Here is a 20,096-nt window from a genome sequence, read left to right on the forward strand (position 1 = left end):
CTCCTCACCATGCGCGCGTCAACCCGTCCCGGTCAGCCACACCGTTCAAGGCGGCCAAACGCAGTGGTCACGGGGCGAATCTGAGGGTGAGGGGGGCGTAAAAGTCAGCCAGATCTGCCTCACAGTGCGGTTTCTCCTTTTTGAAGAGTGTGACCAAGGTCATATATTCGGTTTTTGCACACAGACAGTGGAAAAATCCATCCTGGATATATCTGTTCCTCCCGGACGCACTATTTTTGTCCATCTTGGTGGTTTTTTGGCTGTTTACCCAGCCACTTGGTTAATTAATGAAAGCTTTGTGGCAATGAATGACGACTATTTCTGTCGTTGATTTAATTGTTAATAGTTGTGTTGTCGCAGCGAATAATGAATTTGTGTTTCAAGGTCTCGAGTGGGTAGCTCTTAGTACTTGTTTTTACTGGGGAAAAAAGATAAAAATCGACAGTGTGATTTGTTCTGATTAACAGGTTGTTTGGCTGAGTCCGTTTCTGTATTTCAGGATATGCTCCCCCTGTTGCTCATGTCTGAAATAGTGTTGTCTGCTCTTGGCCATGTTAAAAAAGATGATGGCCGGGAGGTGTTTGCACCTTGCATTCTCCATCTAGCGGTTTGCTAGATCTGTTTTTAACCAGTGACCATCCCGCATGAATGACCTTGACCAGATGAATACGCTTGACGAACGGTTACTGAAGACGATGGATGTTCTGCATACCCCGATCTGGGTCTATGACATCGAGCATCATCGTATTTTCTGGGCAAACAGCGCCGCGCTCCCGGTGTGGGAGGCGACCTCACTCGACGAGCTCTGCGCTCGCGACTTTTCTGCCGACATGGCGACCGCCATCGATCTGCTGTTGCAGCGCTATCTGGGTGATTTTCAGCAGGGGCGCAGTTACAACGAGTGGTGGACCCTCTCCCCGAAGGGGGTCAAGAAGCAGATCTATCTGCGCCTCTCCGGCATTCAGCTGGCTGGTCGTCTGATGATGATGACCGAAGCGGTGCTCGACTCCGATGCCCTCTATCAGGAGTCATCCCTGGCGAGCGGCGATACCCTGGCCAGCCTGTTTGATAGCAAGGGCAATTTCGAGAGCGGTAACTACCACTTCGAGATCTGTTTCGGTCAACAGGTAGCCCGGCTCTCCCAGGTCTTCTCCGGTAATGACGACAGTTTTTACCAGAAGCTCTCCCGGCTCGATGAGGTGGTGACCGAGGGAGAGTGTCGCACCCTCAAGGGGATGCGCTGGTTCCAGTATCAGTTCCGCTATATCCAGCAGGGTGCCCGCATTCTGCTCACCATGCGCGATATCACCGACCGCAAACTCGAGGAGCTGGAGCATCGCCACCTCGCCTGGCACGACTCCCTGACCGGCCTGCTCAACCGTTATGGCTTGATGAAATCCCTCGAGGCCTATTGCGGGCTGGGTGAGCGTTTCGCGCTGGTGTTCATGGATCTGGACAACTTCAAGCTGGTTAACGACAACTACGGCCACAAGGCGGGAGATCGCCTGCTGGAGCGCGTCGCCGGTCGCCTCAAGCAGATTTGCCCGCGGGATGTGGAGCTGGCTCGCCTCGGTGGCGACGAGTTCACTGCGCTGGTGCCGCTGGGCAATCAGGGGGATCGGGCGCAAGAGGTGGCCGATCAGATGCTCTCCCAGATGACCAAGCCCCTGCAGTTGAGCGGGCTGCCGGAGGTGACCATTGGCGGTAGTATCGGCATAGCCATCTATCCCGATGATGCCGATGACGGGGACAACCTGATCACCCGTGCTGACATGGCGATGTATCAGGCCAAGCAGATGGGGCGGCTGCGCTGGCAGCGTTTCACCCCCAGCATGCAGCAGACCCTGCAGCGCAAGCTCAACCTCAAGCAGTTTCTGGCCAAGGCCATCGGTCGTCAGGAGCTGAGTCTCTGTTACCAGCCACAGGTCGATGCCGCCAAAAAGCGCCTGATCGGTTACGAAGCGCTGCTGCGCTGGTACAACCCGGTGCTGGGCCATGTCTCGCCGGTGGAGTTTATCCCGCTGGCCGAAGAGATGGGGCTGATCCGCGAGATCGGCAGTTGGGTGCTCTCCACCGCGTTGGCCCAGATGGCAAGCTGGCAGAAGCGTTTCCAGCAGCGGGTGCCGGTTTCCGTCAACCTCTCCGGTTTCCAGCTCTCGTCGGCGCTGCCCGGGCAAGTTCGCCAGCAGCTGGAGCTGCACGGGGTGGATGCCTCCCTGTTGACACTGGAGCTGACCGAAACCGTGCTGATGCTCGATATGAAGGGGTGCCTCGGCATCCTCGATGATTTGAGCGAGCAGGGGATCAAGATTGCCATCGACGATTTCGGTACCGGTTACTCCTCACTGGCCTACCTCAACCGCTTGCCGATCAACAACATCAAGCTGGATCGCTCCTTCGTGGTCGGTCTCAACTTGCCGGTGATCCGGGCGACTGCGGCCATGGCCACCAATTTGGGGTTGGGGATTATGGCGGAAGGGGTGGAGGAGCCTCACGAGTTGGCAGCTCTGCAGACCCAGGGGTGCCATGTGTTCCAGGGGTATCTGTTCAGCAAGCCACTGACGGTGGCGCAAGTCGAGGCGAGCGGCTTTGTGGTGGAGTGTCAGGTTGGGCGTTATCCACTGCTTAATGCTGTAATGGCAGAGTAACAAGTGTGCGTTAGGCCACAATTTGGGATTTTATTCCGCCACATTTAATCAATATTAATCATCTTTTTGCGGCCCGTCATGAGACGGATTGGCAGGAATTGTTAGCATGCGAGCTCATTTCTAGGGAAAGGAGTATCGCAATAATGAGTCATGCTGCTGCCAATGACCGTCCGGCCAGCTCTTCCAAGGGCTGGCTGAACCGTTTCCTCAATGGCGTCGAGAAAGCCGGGAACAAATTACCCGACCCCGCCATGCTGTTTCTCTACGCCTTGCTGATCGTCTGGGTCGGCTCCTGGGTGTTGTCACAATTCCAGTTTGATCTGGTCAATCCCCGCACCGGGGAGGCCGTGGTGGTCAACAACCTGCTGACTGGCGCCGGTCTGGCCGAGTTTCTCTCCACCATGGTGACTACCTTCACCGGCTTTGCCCCGCTGGGGATCGTGCTGGTGGCCATGCTCGGGGTCGGGGTGGCCGAGCAGTCCGGTTTTATCAATACCGGTCTGAAAAAGTTGCTGAAAGTGACTCCCGCCCGTTTTCTCACCCCCATGTTGATCCTGGTGGCGATCGTCAGCCATACCGCCGCAGATGCGGGTTATGTGCTGGTGATCCCCATTGGCGGCATCATCTTCCACGCGGCCGGGCGCCATCCGCTGGCGGGCATCGCCGCCGCCTTTGCCGGCGTCTCCGGCGGTTTTGCCGCCAACTTCCTGCCCTCCGGCGGAGATGCACTGCTGCAGGGCTTTACCCAGTCCGCCGCCCAGATCCTCGACCCTGACTACATGGTCAACACCCTCTGCAATATCATCTTTACCGGTGCCTCTTCGCTGCTGATCATCTGCGTCGGCTGGTTTATTACCGAGAAGGTGGTGGAGCCGCGCCTCAAGCACGTGGCGCTCAACGAGGATCTGGAGAGTGCCGACGAGATGGGGCGCTACAGCGCGCAAGAGAGCCGGGCCTTCAACTGGGCCGGGTTTGCCATGCTGGCAGCTATCGTGCTGCTGGCGCTGGCGCTCTCCCCGAGCGATTCGCCGCTGCGTGCCGCCGATGGTTCCCTGACCACCTTCGCCGCGCCGGTGATGAAGTCCATCGTACCGCTGATCTTCCTGCTCTTTATCCTGCCCGGGATTGTCTACGGCTTTGTCGCAGGTAGCTTCAAGAGTGGCAAGGATGTGATCGACGCCATGTCGGCCACCATGAACAAGATGGGCTCCTACATGGTGATGGCCTTCTTCTGCGCCCTCTTTATCAAGGCGTTTGGCGACTCCAACCTGGGCACCCTGCTGGCCCTCTCCGGCGCCGAAGTGCTCCATGCACTGGCGTTGCCCGGTGAAGTGACCATCGTCGGGATGATCCTGCTCACCGCCAGCGTCAATCTGGTGGTGGGGTCGGCCTCGGCCAAGTGGGCGCTGATCAGCCCGATCCTGGTGCCCATGCTGATGGCGGTGGGGATCTCCCCCGAGCTGACCCAGGCAGCCTATCGGGTCGGGGATTCTGCCTCCAACATCATCACCCCGCTGATGGTCTTCTTCCCGCTGGTGGTGGTCTATTGCCAGCAGTATGTGAAGAGCACCGGGATCGGTACTCTGGTCTCCATGATGCTGCCCTACTCGCTGGCCTTCCTGGTGAGCTGGACCATTTTCCTGCTGCTTTATTGGGCGCTAGGTTTCCCGCTCGGGTTGCAAGCCCCTTACGTCTATCCGGCCCCTTAAGCCGGGTGTGCGAGGGAGCCTTGGGCTCCCTCGTTTTTTTCGCTATGGTGTTACCTCATTTTGGAGGTGCCATGAATCAGACCATCGATCTTATCCTTTCCCATCGCTCCATTCGTCAGTTCACTGCCGAGCCGATCGCCCCGCAGCAGCTGGATGCCATTCTCGCCGCCGCCCAGTCTGCCTCGACCTCGAGCTTCTTGCAGGTGACCAGCATTGTGCGAGTCAGCGAGCCCGAGGCGCGCCAGCAGCTGGCCGTGCTGGCGGGCAATCAGCCTTATGTGGTGCAGGCAGCCGAGTTTCTGGTGTTCTGCGCCGATTACCATCGTCACAGCCAGATCGTGCCCGAGGCCCAGACCGGTTATGCGGAGCAGTTGCTGATCGGTGCCATCGACGGCGCCCTGATGGCGCAAAATGCCCTGCTGGCGGCGCAGTCGCTGGGGTTGGGCGGGGTCTATATCGGCGGACTTCGCAACCATCCGGCCGAGGTGAGCGAGCTGCTCGGCTTGCCCCATCAGGTGATCCCGCTGTTTGGTCTCTGTCTCGGCCATCCTGCCCAGCAGCCGGAGCAGAAACCCCGTCTGCCCAGGGGGTTGGTGGTGCATCAGGAGCGCTACCGGCACGAGCTGGATCGCGACCTGCTGGCCCAATACGATCAGCAGATCGCGGACTACTATCAGGCCCGTAGCAGCAACAACAAGCAGCAGACCTGGAGTGGCCAGATCCGCGCCATTCTGGGCAAGGAGTCCCGTCCTTTCATGTTGGGCTTCCTGCAATCTCGGGGCTTTAACCTCAAGTAATGGCGCTGATGGGCGATACTATGGGGAGGTGACCGTCATGGTCATCATCCCCTGATCCTGCAATCTCTCCCTGAGACCGGGGACACAGCTTGGCGACAAATCGTGGGCAAGGGGGGATCTGCAGGCTACCTTAAGTGGGTAAGCTGTTGTAGGATCACGCAATTGGATAGGAACAGGGGTTTGGACATCCTATGATTTTAACTTTGGTATTGCTGTCTATCGGCGCACTCCTGTTTTTGGTTATCGCCTATAACGTGGTGCAGCAATATAAGCAGAAGGCGGAAGCGGAAAAGCGTCACGCCATTGCCAGACACAAGACGGTGGCCGACGAGACCGAAGAGGTGCTGCTGAACGTCAATCTGGTGCCTTTCTCCAAGAATATGGTGTTGCTGTTGCAGCACCGGATCCTCGATGCCTATCGCGCCATCGTGCAGGTGATGCCCAACAACCAGATCAAACAGCGCATCGCCGATGTGCAGATCCAGATCAAGAACGTGCAGGAAAATTACAGCAGTCAGGATGAAGGACACTTCAAGACGCCGGAGTCCGACCGTCAGGCGATCCAGATGCTGCAACTGGTGAAGAAGCTGCGGGCGGTGCTGCGTGTCGAGCACAACAAGGGCAAGATTGACCCTCAGGGGTTCGCCCAGGAAGAGCGCCGCCTCGAGCTGATGCAGCTCAAGATCAACATCTCCAATCTGGTCAAGCGGGCGATGGATGCCCGCATTCAGGGCCAATATGGCACTTGCCGTCAGCTCTATACCAAGGGCCTGTCGGCAATGGCGAGTGTGGCCGACAAGGATCCCTACCTGCTGGCCCGTGAAGAGGATATGCGCCAGGGCCTCAAGGAGCTGGAAGAGCTGCAACAGCAGAACAGCGCGCAGGATCTGCAAAACATCAAGGACAAGGAAGCCGACGAGCTCGATGTCCTGTTTCAACCCAAGAAGAAATGGTAAGCATGTCTCATCCACTCGATTCCACACTGGGGCCAATGGCCCCATTTGTTTCTCAGCTGTTGGCCGAACTGGCCGCCACTGGCATCAATATTCCCCAGCCAACGGTCGATCACCTCTGCTATCGGGCGGCAACCTTGCAGGAGTACCGTGCGCGATGTGCTGTGCTGGCTGAGGCGGGCATCTTGCTGGTGGAGGGGATGATCGGCGGTCGTCCCATCGCCACTTATCAGTTGCATCAGCCGCTGCTGGTCGGTGAGGTGCAGGTGCCCTGTATCGAACTGGCGGCGCCGAAGCCGGGTCGTGTCCATCAGGCGGGACTGGAGCATATCGAACTGGTGGTCGCCTCACTGCAGGAGCTGGTGGCGCACTATCCCGAGCACCCGTTCAAAACCGGCAATATGCAGGATACCCGCAACCCCGATATCGGCCTGATGCTGCCCTCCGGTCAGATCAAGTTTCACCTGTGCCCGCTGGCAGAGGTGATCGCCGAAGAGGTGGCGACCGGCGCTGTGGTCGTGGTGCCTGCGGATTATTTCGAGCAGGATTGATTGTGCGCACAATGCCGAGCGCACCTTACAGGTTCGTGAATAGCGCAGCAAAAGAGGTCACCGGTGTGACTAATGCCAGCCAATCAAGCCTGACTGGTATTGTTTTTATTGATTTTTTCACACTATCTCTCTGTGGCCTGGCCTTCACGCCGCAGGGTAATGTCGTACCTTTCGTTCTGGTAACACAAACTGCCCCGTTTGTTTCTCCAGGTCAGCTACTCGCTTCGGGATAGTCCTCGCTGACATGTATGGCATGCAGCTCCGTTCATGGGTGAGATAGACCGACGCCATGTGAAAACTCAACTGGCTCGCCGTGTATCCCTTCAAACTCGCCGCCATCTTCACCATCGCTGCGCAGCAGGTTGTATGCCAGCAGCCCGCCCCACAGCTCTTGCCGTATCCCCGCCGCCGTCTTGCTACGCAGGGTCAGCCGGTGCGGCTGCAGGCTGTGCTTCATCTCCCGATAGCCCAACTCGATTTCCCAGCGGTGGCTGTAGAGCTCGACGATGTCGGCTCCCGGGAAACGCATCGGGTCGACCATTGAGGTCAACACTTGGCGCTCCTTGCCGTTGATGTTGCGGGTCAGCAAGCGGGCTTCCAACGTGTCCGGCAGTTGCGGCCACTTCTTGCGTGCCTGTGGACTGGTCGTCAGATGCACCAGCACATCATGACGCCCCAGCTGGCGTGCACGCCCTTTTTGGGCGGTAAGAGCCAGTGCCGCTCGCAGCCGGTGGTTTGACAGGTACAGGTATGGAACGGGCTAAGCGAATAGACCCCCCTTGTCGAACAGGGTCAACGAGTGGTCTGTTCGCCGAACAGAGTCATGATTAGCTCGGATGGAATGAGGTCAGAGAGTGACTCAAACTGGGCGGCATTGTTGGCGTTGAGGAAGTCGAGATCCTGGTCGATACGCATAAAAAATCCGAAACAAAATCAACAGGTTTCGGATTTTTACACATCAGGAGGATCGGTCAATGGATCCTTGACTGATCGGCATTAACCTTGTCGGCGCCCTGTTGCATGGTAGGAACCGCATCGCGGTGAGGGTCAGTCCAGCAACTCCTGATGGAGGCGATTGATGATATTGCCCGCCTCGCTCTCCTTGACCAGGAAGCAGAGGTTGTGGGCGCTGGCGCCGTAGCAGATCATCCGGATGTTGTGCTCGCGCAGGGCGTCAAAGACCTGACTACCCACCCCGTTCACTTCGCTCATCCGGTTGCCGATGAGCGCCACCAGTGCCAGACCGGTTTCCACCTCCACCTTGCAGAGTTGCCCCAGCTCGGCCAGCACCTTGTCGCTCAGGATCGGCTCGCCGTTGCTCTGGCTGCCGGTGTGATCCAGCGTCAGCGACACGCTCACCTCCGAGGTGGTGATGAGATCCACCGAGATGCGGTGACGGGCCAGAATGCCGAACACTTCCGCCAGAAAGCCGTAGGCGTGGAACATGTTGAGGCTGTGCAGGGTCACCAGCACCTGCTGGCGGCGCAGGGCGACGGCGCGAAACAGCGGGCTTGAATCTGTGCTGGCGCGGATCCAGGTACCACCGGCGGCGGGATCCTTGGCGGAGCCGACAAACACCGGAATATTCTGGCGCACCGCCGGTTGCAGGGTGGCGGGGTGCAGCACCTTGGCGCCGAAGGTAGCCATCTCGGCCGCCTCGACAAAGCTGATCTCGGGAATGGGGCGGGCGCGGGTGACGAGACGCGGATCCGTGGTGTAGATGCCGGGCACATCGGTCCAGATCTCGATACTGGCGGCATCGAGTGCTTCGGCGAGCAGAGCTGCGCTGTAGTCAGAGCCGCCGCGCCCAAGCGTGGTGGTGCGACCATCGCCATCGGCACCGATAAAGCCCTGGGTGATGACGAGGCTGTCACCCAGCTGCGGGCCCAGCGTCTGCTGACAGAGAGTGCGGGTGGTAGCCAGATCGACGGTGGCCTTGCCAAAGCGGCTGTCGGTGCGCATCAGCTGGCGCACATCCTGCCAGTGGGCCTTGACGCCGCGCTGGCGCAGCAGTTCGGTAAAGAGGCGGGTAGACATCAGCTCGCCGCAGGCGATGAGGCGATCGGCCAGCTCCGCATCGGTATGCTGGTGGGCTTGCTGGGCCATGAGGCGGATCTCGTCCAGCTGACCATGAATGAGGGCGCTCATATCAACGGGGTTGCCGAGATCGGCCAGAATGGCTTGCTGGATCCCGGCCAGTTTGGCCAGCTGCTCGTCGCGGCCCGCTTCGTCCAGCTCCCCTTGTGCCAGGGCGACCAGCAGGTTGGTGACACCGGCGCTGGCGCTTAGCACCACTACCCGGGTGGCGGGATTGGCCAGCACGATGTCGGCGCAGTGGTTCATGGCCGGGAAGTTGGCGACACTGGTTCCGCCAAACTTGGCGACATTGATCGGGCTCATTGCTTACTCCTGTCTTAATTTAAGATTCCGGTTCCATCGGGCAAAAAAGAGAGGAGGAGGCTGAAAATGGCAGGAATGAACGAAGCTATCCCGGCCAGAAGCACTCCACCTGCAGAGCCCATCCCGTACCGCCCCTGACAGGGCGCGGTGGGGGATGATCACTACCGATGACAACCCGGGGGATTCAGCCCCCGCAGCCGACGTTGAGGTCACCAGTCTCCTCACTCGTCTCGGCGCTGCTCCCCCTGACCCAAGTTCACCGGACGCTGGCGTCCTCCCTTGGGCTGCCTGGGCAGCGCTCCTCTTCTGGCTCCACCAGGGCGGTGGAGTGCATTTAGAAATACCCTGCGTTGGATTGTACTGTCAATCGAGTTTGTGAAAAAGTTCAAATTGTCGGCTAACTCAACGCAGAATCAATGGCTTAGGCAATGGTCTTTGACAAAACCTTGGAGCGGCGCTGCCAGTTGTAGAGACGCTGACGCGCCACCGGCAGATCTTCCACTTCCAGCGGATCGAAGCCCCGCTCCCGGAACCAGTGGATGGAGCGGGTGGTGAGCACGAACAGGCGACGGATGCCGAGCCGCTTGGCCCGCTCGGCCACCTTGGCCACTAGCTGATCCCCGCGGTTGGAGTTGCGATAGTCGGGGTGGATGGCGACGCAGGCCATCTCCGCCATCGCCTCTTCCATAAAGCAGTAGAGGGCAGCGCAGCCGATGATCAGGCCATCGCGATCGATGATGGTGAACTTGTCGATCTCCATCTCCAGCTGCTCGCGGGAGCGGCGCACCAGAATGCCTTCCTCCTCCAGCGGGCGGATGAGATCGAGAATGCCGCCGATATCCTCGATGGTGGCGGCGCGGGCCTGCTCGGCACTTTCCCGCACGATCTGGGTGCCGAGGCCATCGCGGCTGAACAGCTCCTGCAACATGGCGCCATCATCCTGATAGCTCACCAGATGGGAGCGGGGCACGCCGCCACGGCAGGAGGCAATGGCCGCGCGCAGGTAGCGGGCGGTGCCGGACATCTCTTCTCCCGCCTGCTCCAGTTCCACCAGCAGCTCTTCGGCCTGCTCGGGGAAGAGCTCGGAGATGGCTTCGCCGCGCCTGTCCATGACTCCCTGGGTGCTGCTAAAGCAGATGAGCTTGTCCGCCTTGAGATCGACCGCCACCCGGCGGGCCACCTCTTCCGAGCTCAGGTTAAAGCTCTCGCCGGTGACCGAACAGCCGATGGGGGAGATGAGCACCAGACTCTTCTGATCGAGCTGGCGGGTGATCCCCTCCACGTCGATGCGGCGCACCCGGCCGCTGTGGCAAAAGTCGATGCCATCATCCACCCCCAGCGGCTGGGCGGTGACAAAGTTGCCGCTCACCACGCTGATCCGCGCCCCCTGCATGGGGGTATTGGCGAGCCCCATGGAGAGCTGGGCGGTGATGTCGTATTGCAGGCCACCACACACCTGTTTGATGATGGTGAAACTCTCGTCATCGGTGACCCGGATCCGCTTGTGATACTGGGCCTCGATACCGGCGCGGGCCAGTGCCTCATCATTTTGCGGACGTGAACCAAACACCAGCACCAGGCGTATGCCCAGTGTCTGCAGCAGGGCGATATCGCTGACGATATTGGCGAAGTTGGGGTGGCAGATGGCTTCTCCCCCCATCATCAGCACAAAGGTGGCACCCCGATGCACATTGACATAGGGGGTGGATTGCCGAAAGGCATTGACCAGACTGGGTTCGCGTTCACGCACTTGATATTTCTTCCATAAAAAAACAGCGATTGGCTCAATATATGAAAATTAATTCACAAATCAAGACTAAATATTGATTTTGACTGTTTCTGGTCTACCAGAGACGGCTTGGCCGTGCGGATCGGGGAAGGGGGGCGGGAGGCTTAGATGGTATGACGGGGCGAGCGGGAAGGGGCCCGCCGGTTGATCCGGCGCGATAAACTGCTATCTTCGATGCTCCTTTTCGTCAGCTGTGTGATTTCACAGGGTTTTATACAAGGACAGAATTCATGGAACAGATTATTTCACCGGCAGATGCCCTGCCGGGACGACGCGAAGCGATGGTGATTGGTCAGCAGCATGCGGTGAACGGCAACCCGACCCGGGGCCCCTGGCCAGAAGGGATGGCGGTGGCCTGGTTTGGCATGGGCTGTTTCTGGGGCGTGGAGCGCCTCTTTTGGCTGCAGCCGGGGGTCTACTCCACCGCGGCCGGTTATCAGGGCGGCGTGACCCAGAATCCCACCTACAAAGAGGTGTGCAGCGGCCTGACCGGCCATGCCGAGACGGTGCAGGTGGTGTTTGATCCGGCGGTGATCAGCTACGGCGATCTGCTCAGACTGTTCTGGGAGCAGCACGATCCGGCGCAGGGGATGCGGCAGGGGGGCGATGTGGGCACCCAGTACCGCTCGGTGATCTTCTATGGCGACGAGAGCCAGCAGATCATTGCCCAGCAGAGCATGGCGGCCTATCAGCAGGCGATGGCGGCGAGCGGCGACAGCCGTGCTATCACTACCCGCATTCTGCCGCTGGCGCCTTTCTATTACGCCGAGGATTACCATCAGCAATATCTGGAGAAAAATCCGGATGGCTACTGCGGATTGGGGGGCATTGGAGTCTGTTTGCCGCCGAGTCTGAACCGCTGAACAGGTTTGTAGGGGTTTTCTTAAAAAAAGTGAAAATAAATGAGGTCTGGCGGGAACTTATTGCTACCTGGCAGGACTAACTAGGTAGCGTCCAGGGATCGGATGCAAAGTCCAGACACATTTCTTGCCTTGAAAACCACCCAATGAATGAACGCTTGGGTGGATTGAAAATGATAGCAAGCAGGGCTGCCCACCAAGGCGGCCCTTTTCCTGTCTGCGTGTTTTGAAAACCTTGCGTTGGGCGAGAGAACCAAGCGGCAGATCAGCCGATCGCGCTGTCGAACAGGTTCTTGATCAGGTCAATAAACTCGATGAGGAAGGCTTTTTGTTCCGGGGTCGGGGCGCGCAGCCAGACGGCGGAGAGCACCTCTTCCAGATCGGCGACCACGGCATCGGCCTCCTGCATAATGGCAAAACGCACCTTGGCATCGAGCTGGGGGTTTTGCTCGCAAATAGCCATCAGGTTGCTGGCAACACGGCCACTGACCAGATCTTCGATGGTCTCTTCACCGTTGCTCTGCTGTTGGGATTCAAACAATCCCAAACTCTCCACCAGATACTCGATCAGCGAGATATAGCCTTCACTTTCTACCACCATGGTTGCTGCCTCAATACAGTAACAATACGAAAATTAAGCGTATTTTAGTGGCTTGCCCTAGCTTGGCAAGCAGCAGTGCAGGCGATGGCGCGTAAAACTGACTCCGCCCCGCTCCACGCACTCCAGCCCGGTCAACGTAAAGCCATGTCGTAAAAATAGCTCATAACTGAAGGCGCTGGCCTCGGTGGTGATGTGCTTCAGACCGAGCGCCCGAGCCCCCGCCAGTGCCGTGGTGAGCAGCAGATTGCCCAGTCCCTGGCGCTGATGGTCGGCGCTCACATAGAGCAGACTGAGGTGGCCATCAGCACTCAGAGTGACAAAACCGAGGGGCACATTTGCCTGCTCCGCCACCCAGCCGTGGTGTTCGCGCAACTGGCTGACAAAGCCGGGATGTTGTGAACCGAGAGCCCACTGCTCCACCTGCTCGGCGCTGTAGTGCTCGGGGCCGCTGCGTCGCACCGCCTGCTCAAACAGGCTCACGAGGGCGGGGATATGTGCCTCGCTAAGGGGGACAATACGTAATTCCGGGGTCATAAGGTCTGGTCGTCAGTGGGGTGGAGGGGGCGCGGTGCCTGTGGCCGTTTGGCTTTGGGCAGACCCGCGACAACCCGTTCATAGGAGTGGTGCACCCAGCCTTGCCACAGATCGTCCGGCAGCGCATCGGTTAACGTCACCGTGTTCCAGTGCTGCTTGTTCATATGCCAGCCCGGTTTGACCTCGGGGTGGATCTCGCGCAGCAGCAACGCCAGCTCGGGCTCGCACTTGAGGTTGATGGTGAGCGGGTCGGCCTGCCAATCCACCAGCGCGAACATCTTGCCCGCGATGCGGTAGGCCAGGATCTCCGGGCCAAACGGGGTATCTTCGGTGGCGCCCGGCAGGGTCAGCAGAAAGTGGCGCAAACGGGTCAAATCCATGGAGAGTTCTCGCAGAAGGGGTGATCCGGGTCATGTCAGGCGCATATCTATCGGCGGGTCTGTTCTGTTAATATGCGCGCAGCCGAGTATACCCCCCATCACCAAGGGAGCCTATTGGATGTTGTATCACAAGACCTTTGAGCTGGGTCCCGAGCGGGATTGGGTGGTGTTTGTCCACGGTGCCGGTGGCAGCTCCTCCATCTGGTTCAAGCAGCTGCGCGCCTATCGCGAACACTTCAACGTGCTGCTGCTGGACTTGCGCGGCCACGGCCAGTCCCACCAGCTGCAACAGGTGGTCAAGGGCCACTACAGCTTTCGGGAAGTGACCGAAGATATCGTTCGGCTGCTCGATCATCTCAATATCCGCCGCGCCCACTTTGTCGGCATCTCCCTTGGCACCATCCTTATTCGTCATCTGGCCGAGCTCTGCCCGGAGCGGGTCAAAAGCATGGTACTGGGGGGCGCCATTTTGCGGCTCGATATCCGCTCGCGGGTGCTGGTGCAGCTTGGCCGACTCGGCCAGCATATCCTGCCCTATATGTGGCTCTACCGGCTGTTTGCCTTCATCATCATGCCGCGCCAGCACCATCAGGAGTCGCGCAACCTCTTTGTGCGCGAGGCCCGCAAACTCTGCCAGAAAGAGTTCAAACGCTGGTTCCGCCTCGCCACCGAGGTCAACCCGCTGATGCGTTATTTTCGCGAACGCTCCCTGCCCATTCCCACCCTCTATGTGATGGGGGAGGAGGATCATATGTTTCTGGCACCGGTGCGCGAACAGGTGGCCCGCGATGCGAGCTCCTCGCTGGCGGTGATCGAACAGTGTGGCCATGTCTGCAATGTGGAGCAGCCGGAGCAGTTTAATCGCCGTACGCTGGCGTTTATTCACTCCCTGTCCCGCCGTCACGGCTGATCTTCACCACGAGCTGTTTGATCGGTTCGTGTATCAAGTCTGTTCTCTCCTCACGCTACCGGACAGCTCTGTCCTGTGGTGCTCTTTTGCCATCCTTTTTACACCCCGTAATCGGTCATATTCCCGATAACGTAGCTCATCTTGTTTGCCCGGTTGCCGATAGCCATATGGAGATAGCAGGACATCGATTTGTTGTGCCATTTTTTCCGGCAGAGTGTGAAGCAATTAACCATTTCCTTCATATTGTATTGCTACCTTGTTGAGATATAGATTGTTTATCAATGACCTAAGGATGGGATATCAACGATGCGCCAGACTATTACCCCTACCCAACGAGAAGTCACTTTCCATCAGGATGAGTTGATTGTCTCCAAGACCGATCTGGCAGGGCGGATCACCTACTCCAATAAGATCTTCATGCGGCTGTGCGATTTTTCAGAAGAGACCTTGCTGGGTGCTCCGCACAATATCGTGCGCCATCCTGATATGCCCCGTGGTGTCTTCTGGGGCCTCTGGCATTTTCTCAAGGAGAATCGGGAATTTTTTGGCCTCGTCAAAAACATGACTGCCAATGGCGATTATTACTGGGTGTTGGCGAATGTCAGGCCCGATTTTCGTGATGGCAAGGCGATCGGTTACTTCTCGGTGCGTCGTTGTCCGTCACGTCAGTCCATTGCCGCGATAGAGCCTGTTTACCAGAAGATGCGTGAGTTAGAGCGGGGCATGGTCGGTGATGTGCCCAAGCAATCCTGGGACTGGCTGGAGCAGCATCTGGCCACTCAGGGGACTGATTACGAGCGGTTTGTGCTCAATCTGGTGCAACAGGATTAAGGAGTCATCCCATGTCTACCGTTCTCTCCAAAACCAGTAGTGCCAGCAAAAAGCACCTCTTTATCAGCCAGAAGTTTTTGCTCATCTGTACGGTATTCGGTCTCTCTGTTATTGCGCTGGCCATCTTCTCCATCAGCACGGTAGGGATGACCTAGTTTAACCTGGGCATTCCGGCGCTGGCCTTGCTGTTTATCGTGCTGGCATTGCGTGAACAGCGGCGACTGGTGGCCGTTATGGATCAGATCAATGACGTGCTGGTGAAGGCCGCTGCTGGTGAGACCCATGTACGGGTCACGCGAACCAAGGGGCTTGGCGAGCTCGGCAAGATAGCCTGGAACCTCAACGGCTTTCTCGACATCGTCGAGGCCAATATCAAGGACATGGTCTCTTGCTTCGAGCATGCGGGTCAGGGACGTTACTATCGCCACGCTTTCAAGCAGGGATTGCCGGGGGAGTTCTCCAAAACGGCAGACAATATCAACCTCTCTCTGCGTGCAATGCAGGAGGCGACCGAGCTATCCCGTCAGGGGGATCTGCTCAACAAGTTGCATCAGACCAACAACCATAACCTGCGGCACAATCTGGCGGGCAATCAGGAAGATCTGCTGACCCTCAGCAACAAGGTTGAAGAAGTGCTAGGTACTGCCCAGCAGGGGCTGGATGCTTCGCTACACAGCATGACTGTGGTCGAGGAGCTTAGTCAGGAGCTGATAGGCATCAACCGCGAGATGCAGGATACCGGACGGGTAGCCACTACCCTGGCGGGGGATAGTGCCCGGATTACCGAGACGGTCAATTTGATTAACGAGATAACCGCGCAGACCAACTTGCTGGCCCTCAATGCGGCTATCGAGGCTGCGCGCGCTGGCGAGGTTGGCCGTGGCTTTGCCGTCGTTGCCGACGAGGTGCGGGCGCTGGCTGAACGTACCCGCCAGTCAACTAACGAGATCCGTGAGGTGGTCAAGGGGCTGACAGCCAGTATTGAGGAGATCGTCTCCAGTGTGCTCTCGCTGGGGGATCGCAGCCAGCGGATCAGTGACAACGTGGATGGATTTCGGCATAGCTTCGAGGCCGTAGCCGAGGGGGCTAAATCCAATATTGGCCATCTGCACTATGCCAGAGGCTTGGCCTTTGCCTCGTTGCTCAAGCTAGATCACATCATCTTTATGCAGCGCGGCTATCGGGGGCTGGAGGCTCGTGGTGCTGATGGCTCAGCTGTGAGCCACACCGATTGCCGCCTTGGCCGTTGGTATTACGAGGGGGATGGCGCCGCCCTGTTTGGCTCCCTGGCAAGCTTCAAACAGCTCGAAATACCACATCAACAGGTCCATGGCGCAGTCAACAAGGCGCTGGTGGCTGCGCGGGGTGATTGGCTCCATGATGACCAGTTGCTTCATACCATTCTGATCGAGATGGAAAGTGCCGAGAACGCGAGCAAGCAGGTGATGGAACTGCTCAACCGTATGGTGCAAGAGCAGAGTGTTACCTGACCGCCGTTTGGCGAAAAATGACGGGTGCTCTGTTGCGATCGTGTCAACCACAGGTCGCTACCGGATAATAGGGGTGTCATGGGGCTGGTGGACCACCTAGGCAGACATACGGGTCCATACCTTAGTAGCCGGTCATCTCCAGATAGCCGACCCCCTTGGCATCTCCCTCCACCGTTACCGCCCCCTCCCAGTAGTCAAAGCGACCTGTCATGGCCTGATTGGGCTGACGGGCTTTGATGGTGAGGCTCATCCCTGCGGCGTTTAGCTGCCACTCTACGGGGTAATTCTGCCCCTTGGGGCCGCGCCAGGTGTTGCCTGGAGTGAGGCGAATCGCGTCGGGGGCGAGCACCCGGTTGCTGCCGTCCCGCTCAATCAAAATGCCGTAACGGTTTTCTGGCTCGGTGCTGCCCGCCTTGGTGCGCAGGCGAAACAGCATCAGCTCGCGGCCATCGGCCAGTTGCAGCGAAAACCAGTCCCAGCCCGATTGCCACTCGGCCAATACCGAGCTGCTCCACTCGTGATCAAACCAGCCTTGTCCGGTCACGGTGCGGGTCTCACCATCGCGGGTCAGGGTGCCGCGCAGCGTGAGGCGCGGGTAGGAGTAGTAAAAGGAGGCGTTGCCCGGGCTCTTCTCGCTGTAACCGGCCTTGCCTTGCAGCACCAGCGGCTTGGCGGCACTGACGGTGAGGTTCAGTTCGCCAATCTTGCTCTGCACCTTGAGGGTAGCGGGGAACAGCGCTGCCCCTTGCGAGGCAAGCCGCCACTCCCTGAGCCAATATTGGCCGCCGCTGGCTCCCGCCAGTCCCGGTCCCTGCCGACTGGCCCGTTCATCTTGCTGGTGGCTGCCACGGTCGAGATCCGTGATGGCAAACTGGGCCAGCCAGAGCTGGGGAGTGAGCCAGGGATTGCTGGTGCGGAGTTCTTGTTCGATCCCTTGGCGAAACAGGGTCCACTGCATGCCATATTCGCGCCCCTGCTCATCCTTGAGGTTGCCGGTGAGATACCACCACTCGGAGCGGTAATCGGGGTGGGCGGCGTGATCCTCCGGCAATTGAATGGTTTGCCCCGGCAGCACCTTTTTGAAGCTGTCGCTGCCGCCGCCGAGCAGGGCGCCCAGATCGCTGGCACCGATAGCCCCGCTATAGAGTGTCCAGAGAACCCCCAGCGCCCACCCTTTGATTTTTTTCATACCACTCTCCTTGCCGCATACCAGGAGGCCAGTGCGCCACATACCGGCGCCAATAGCAGGGCGGTGACCGCATGAAGGGGGGCGGCCTCGAAGGCGAGGCGCCAGCCAAAGGCACGGGGATTGACCACCTCGATCAGCACCCAGGCGAGGCCATATCCCACCGGCAGCGCCAACAGGGCGGTGAGCAGCCCCAACCCCGCCCCTTGCCACACCAGCAGCTGGCGGCAGTGGCTCGGGCTCAAGCCCAGACTCTGCAAGGTCTGCAGCTCGCCACGGCGTGCCAGCCCCAGCACCATAAAGGCCGAACCGATCCCGACAAAGGCGATGCCGAGGATCAGCAGTTTCAAGAGCTCGGTCACCACAAAGGTCTGGTCAAACACCTTGAGCGCCGCGCTGTGGATGGCGGGGGCGGAGAGCAGATTGAGCTGCTCGCCAAAGCGCCCGCGCAGGCGGTCGGCCAGCTGTTCGGGGTCGTCACTGAAGAGGGCTAGGGACTGCACCGCCCCCGCCTCGAAGGCGTGCAGGAGTTGCCCCTTGTCACTGCCGTAGTCCTGATAGACGCCGGTGACGGTGAACTGCCTTGGCCCCTGCTCGCCGCTGATAGCCAACTGTTGGCCGACCTTGACCCCGAGGCGCACCGTCAGCGGTTCGCTCGCCAGCACCTCATCGGGATGGGTCGGCCAGCGTCCGGCCAGCAGCGGATAGGCCGCTTTAAGCTGGGGAATAAAGTCCATCTGTGCCCACTCGATGGGCTGCCCCTGCCAGCGGGCAGGGTGCACCGAGCGGCGCGAGGCGGCGCTCACCAGCGGATTGGCGAGCAGGGTCTCGAGGGTGGCCTCGCTCAAGGTGCCCTTGTTGCCCGCCACCCCCTTGGGGGCGGTGACATAGAGATCGGCAGCCAGACGCTGGCCGAGCCAGATCTCCACGCTGGAGCGAAAGCTCGACACCATGACCCCTATGCCGATGGCCGCCGCGATGGCCAGTTGCAACGCCATCACCGCGATGGCGGTGCGATCGAGATGATAGAGAGTCTCGGCCACCCCGAGTCGGGCTGTGAGGGGGCCGCCCGCGCGCCGTCGCAACCAGCCAAGCAGGCCGCGCAGGGCATCGGGCAGCCAGAGCGCCATGGCCAGCAGCCAGCCTCCGGCGATAAAGAGGGCGCCACTCAGACCGGTTTGCGGCAGCCACAGGCACAGAGCGCACAGCAGCAAGATGGCGATGGCCAGCACACGCCGTCGCCACGGGTGAGCGGGAGGACGGTTGCTGCCAGCACGCAGTTCGAGGGGGGATTGGCGCAGCAGTTGCCACCAGCCGGGCAGGTTGGCGGCCAGCGTACCGAGCAGCCCGATCAACAGCGCCTTGAGCAGGCTCACAGGGGAGAGGCGCAACAGGTCGATGGGGTTGGGGCCATAGAGATCGGCCAGCGCCTGGGTCAGCTGTCCCATTAGTGCCAGCGCCAACAGGCTGCCGAGCAGCACACCGAGCAGGGTGCCGATGGTGGCGAGAATAACGAGCTCCAGGATGAGCCAGCCGAGCACCCGACTCGGCCCCATCCCCAGAATGATCAACTGGGCCAGCTGGGGGCGGCGCACGCTCTGGACAAATCGCTGGGCGTTGAACACCAGAAACAATCCCACCGCCATGGCGAGCAATGAGAGCGCCGTCAGATTGAGGGCCAGTGCATCGCCAAGCTGGCTGGCATCCAGCGCTGGGCTGATGGGCTCAAGCCACAAGGGTTGGTTCGGGTAATCGGTTTGCAGGGTGGCCTGCAGGGTACGAGCCTCGGCTTCGCTTAGCTTGAAGACGATGCGATCGAGCCGACCCGCTTTATCCAGCAACGGCTGGGCGAGGCCGATGTCGGTTATCAGTAGTCGCTCCATGGGCACGGCGCCCGGTTCAAACGTGCCCGCCAGCGTCAGGGTCAGGGGGCGGGCGCTTGCGCCATCGCTGCCGCCCAATACAAAGCGGCGGCTCTGGCCCGCTTGCCAGCCAAGGCGCTCCGCTTCGGGGGCCGCCAGCCAGATGCTGTCGGCCCGGTTTAGGGGGAAGGCGGGCTCGCTCGCGGGGCGGGCGCCAAACAGCTGGCGCAGGGGGCCGGGGTTGAAGAGATCCATCCCCAGCAGTTGAAAGCTGCGCCCCTGCTCATCCTTGAGCCAGCCATGGAGCTGGGGCATGGCATCGAGGGCGTGCTGGCTGGTCACCAGCTGCACGTAAAGCTGCTCATCCAGCCCGCCAGCGGGGGCCAGCCGGTAGTTGGCTTCCCCTGCCAGCTGGCTGCGGGCGGCGACAAAGTTGGTGCGGGCGCTGTGATTGAGCAGCTCGATGGCCACCACCAGCGACACCCCCAATACCAGCCCGGCCAGACTCATCAACAGCAGCCAGGGGTGGCTGCGATAGAGGCGCAGCAGCGCTTTGAGTGGCAGCATCAGCGTGCCTCCAGCAGACGCAGTCGCT

18 protein-coding genes, 1 pseudogene and 1 riboswitch are annotated in these 20,096 nt (G+C 59.6%); of the genes and pseudogenes, 10 read left to right on the forward strand and 9 right to left on the reverse strand.

What is annotated here, in order from left to right:
- Positions 1-695: 695 nt before the first annotated feature.
- The 5 genes from OKC27_RS17285 (at position 696) to OKC27_RS17305 (ending at position 6,658) form a co-directional block, all read left to right on the forward strand.
- Entirely contained in the window at positions 696-2,648 is a 1,953-nt protein-coding gene (locus OKC27_RS17285; RefSeq protein WP_075112858.1) for a putative bifunctional diguanylate cyclase/phosphodiesterase, read from the forward strand.
- Positions 2,649-2,791: 143 nt separating this feature from the next.
- Positions 2,792-4,357, forward strand: a complete 1,566-nt coding sequence (locus tag OKC27_RS17290; RefSeq protein ID WP_182937671.1) for an AbgT family transporter — start codon at positions 2,792-2,794, stop codon at positions 4,355-4,357.
- Positions 4,358-4,428: 71 nt separating this feature from the next.
- Positions 4,429-5,154 carry an oxygen-insensitive NADPH nitroreductase gene (gene nfsA, locus OKC27_RS17295; RefSeq protein ID WP_182937670.1) on the forward strand — a complete coding sequence of 242 codons (726 nt, stop codon included), beginning with the start codon at positions 4,429-4,431 and terminating at the stop codon, positions 5,152-5,154.
- 191 nt (positions 5,155-5,345) lie between these two features.
- Positions 5,346-6,110: a hypothetical protein gene (locus tag OKC27_RS17300; RefSeq protein ID WP_058051754.1), complete on the forward strand. Its 765-nt coding sequence runs from the start codon at positions 5,346-5,348 to the stop codon at positions 6,108-6,110.
- Positions 6,104-6,658, forward strand: coding sequence for a VOC family protein (locus OKC27_RS17305; protein WP_182937669.1), 555 nt, complete (start codon positions 6,104-6,106; stop codon positions 6,656-6,658). Before OKC27_RS17300 ends, OKC27_RS17305 begins: the two co-directional genes overlap by 7 nt.
- Positions 6,659-6,741: 83 nt before the next feature.
- Here OKC27_RS17305 and OKC27_RS17310 read toward each other — a convergent pair.
- From OKC27_RS17310 to argA, 4 genes and pseudogenes are all read right to left on the reverse strand, one after another.
- Positions 6,742-7,472: pseudogene (locus tag OKC27_RS17310) on the reverse strand (transposase); the annotation flags it as partial.
- Positions 7,451-7,573, reverse strand: a complete 123-nt coding sequence (locus OKC27_RS17315; protein ID WP_267967743.1) for a hypothetical protein — start codon at positions 7,571-7,573, stop codon at positions 7,451-7,453. The gene OKC27_RS17315 and the pseudogene OKC27_RS17310, both read right to left, overlap by 22 nt.
- Positions 7,574-7,705: 132 nt before the next feature.
- The gene (lysC, locus tag OKC27_RS17320; RefSeq protein ID WP_182937668.1) at positions 7,706-9,058 is read right to left on the reverse strand and encodes a lysine-sensitive aspartokinase 3; all 1,353 of its coding nucleotides are present in this window, start codon (positions 9,056-9,058) and stop codon (positions 7,706-7,708) included.
- Positions 9,059-9,148: 90 nt separating this feature from the next.
- A riboswitch (Lysine riboswitch) is annotated at positions 9,149-9,372 on the reverse strand.
- 107 nt (positions 9,373-9,479) lie between these two features.
- Entirely contained in the window at positions 9,480-10,808 is a 1,329-nt protein-coding gene (argA, locus tag OKC27_RS17325; protein WP_042657634.1) for an amino-acid N-acetyltransferase, read from the reverse strand.
- Positions 10,809-11,077: 269 nt separating this feature from the next.
- Between argA and msrA the strand changes: the two genes are divergently transcribed.
- A complete protein-coding gene (gene msrA, locus OKC27_RS17330) occupies positions 11,078-11,710 on the forward strand; it encodes a peptide-methionine (S)-S-oxide reductase MsrA (RefSeq protein WP_182937667.1) in 633 nt (210 codons plus the stop codon).
- A gap of 262 nt (positions 11,711-11,972) precedes the next feature.
- On the opposite strand, the gene OKC27_RS17335 is transcribed toward msrA, so the two are convergent.
- Genes OKC27_RS17335 through OKC27_RS17345 form a run of 3 tightly spaced genes read right to left on the reverse strand, consistent with a single transcriptional unit; the run spans position 11,973 to position 13,222 of the window.
- On the reverse strand, positions 11,973-12,308 hold the full coding sequence (locus tag OKC27_RS17335; protein WP_042063403.1) for a DUF3802 family protein: 336 nt from the start codon (positions 12,306-12,308) through the stop codon (positions 11,973-11,975).
- Between the two features lie 57 nt (positions 12,309-12,365).
- Positions 12,366-12,842: a GNAT family N-acetyltransferase gene (locus OKC27_RS17340; RefSeq protein WP_182937666.1), complete on the reverse strand. Its 477-nt coding sequence runs from the start codon at positions 12,840-12,842 to the stop codon at positions 12,366-12,368.
- Positions 12,839-13,222 carry an MmcQ/YjbR family DNA-binding protein gene (locus OKC27_RS17345; protein ID WP_270693605.1) on the reverse strand — a complete coding sequence of 128 codons (384 nt, stop codon included), beginning with the start codon at positions 13,220-13,222 and terminating at the stop codon, positions 12,839-12,841. The genes OKC27_RS17340 and OKC27_RS17345 overlap by 4 nt, the downstream gene beginning before the upstream one ends.
- Before the next feature lie 118 nt (positions 13,223-13,340).
- On the opposite strand from OKC27_RS17345, the gene OKC27_RS17350 reads away from it, so the two are divergent.
- The 4 genes from OKC27_RS17350 (at position 13,341) to OKC27_RS22925 (ending at position 16,453) form a co-directional block, all read left to right on the forward strand.
- On the forward strand, positions 13,341-14,132 hold the full coding sequence (locus OKC27_RS17350) for an alpha/beta fold hydrolase (RefSeq protein WP_075113036.1): 792 nt from the start codon (positions 13,341-13,343) through the stop codon (positions 14,130-14,132).
- A 306-nt stretch (positions 14,133-14,438) separates the two neighbouring features.
- Positions 14,439-14,963: a PAS domain-containing protein gene (locus OKC27_RS17355; protein WP_270693603.1), complete on the forward strand. Its 525-nt coding sequence runs from the start codon at positions 14,439-14,441 to the stop codon at positions 14,961-14,963.
- A gap of 11 nt (positions 14,964-14,974) precedes the next feature.
- Positions 14,975-15,118 (forward strand): hypothetical protein, encoded by a 144-nt coding sequence (locus tag OKC27_RS17360; protein WP_270693601.1) that lies wholly within the window; start codon positions 14,975-14,977, stop codon positions 15,116-15,118.
- Positions 15,119-15,145: 27 nt separating this feature from the next.
- On the forward strand, positions 15,146-16,453 hold the full coding sequence (locus OKC27_RS22925; protein ID WP_442866076.1) for a methyl-accepting chemotaxis protein: 1,308 nt from the start codon (positions 15,146-15,148) through the stop codon (positions 16,451-16,453).
- 121 nt (positions 16,454-16,574) lie between these two features.
- Here OKC27_RS22925 and OKC27_RS17370 read toward each other — a convergent pair whose 3' ends face one another.
- Complete coding sequence (locus tag OKC27_RS17370) at positions 16,575-17,642, reverse strand: lipocalin-like domain-containing protein (protein WP_270693600.1); 1,068 nt, start codon at positions 17,640-17,642, stop codon at positions 16,575-16,577.
- Positions 17,639-20,068 carry an ABC transporter permease gene (locus tag OKC27_RS17375; protein ID WP_270693599.1) on the reverse strand — a complete coding sequence of 810 codons (2,430 nt, stop codon included), beginning with the start codon at positions 20,066-20,068 and terminating at the stop codon, positions 17,639-17,641. The genes OKC27_RS17370 and OKC27_RS17375 overlap by 4 nt, the downstream gene beginning before the upstream one ends.
- Positions 20,069-20,096 lie beyond the last annotated feature (28 nt).

It is taken from the genome of Aeromonas sp. QDB62, from assembly GCF_027705695.1.
Lineage (GTDB): Bacteria > Pseudomonadota > Gammaproteobacteria > Enterobacterales > Aeromonadaceae > Aeromonas > Aeromonas allosaccharophila.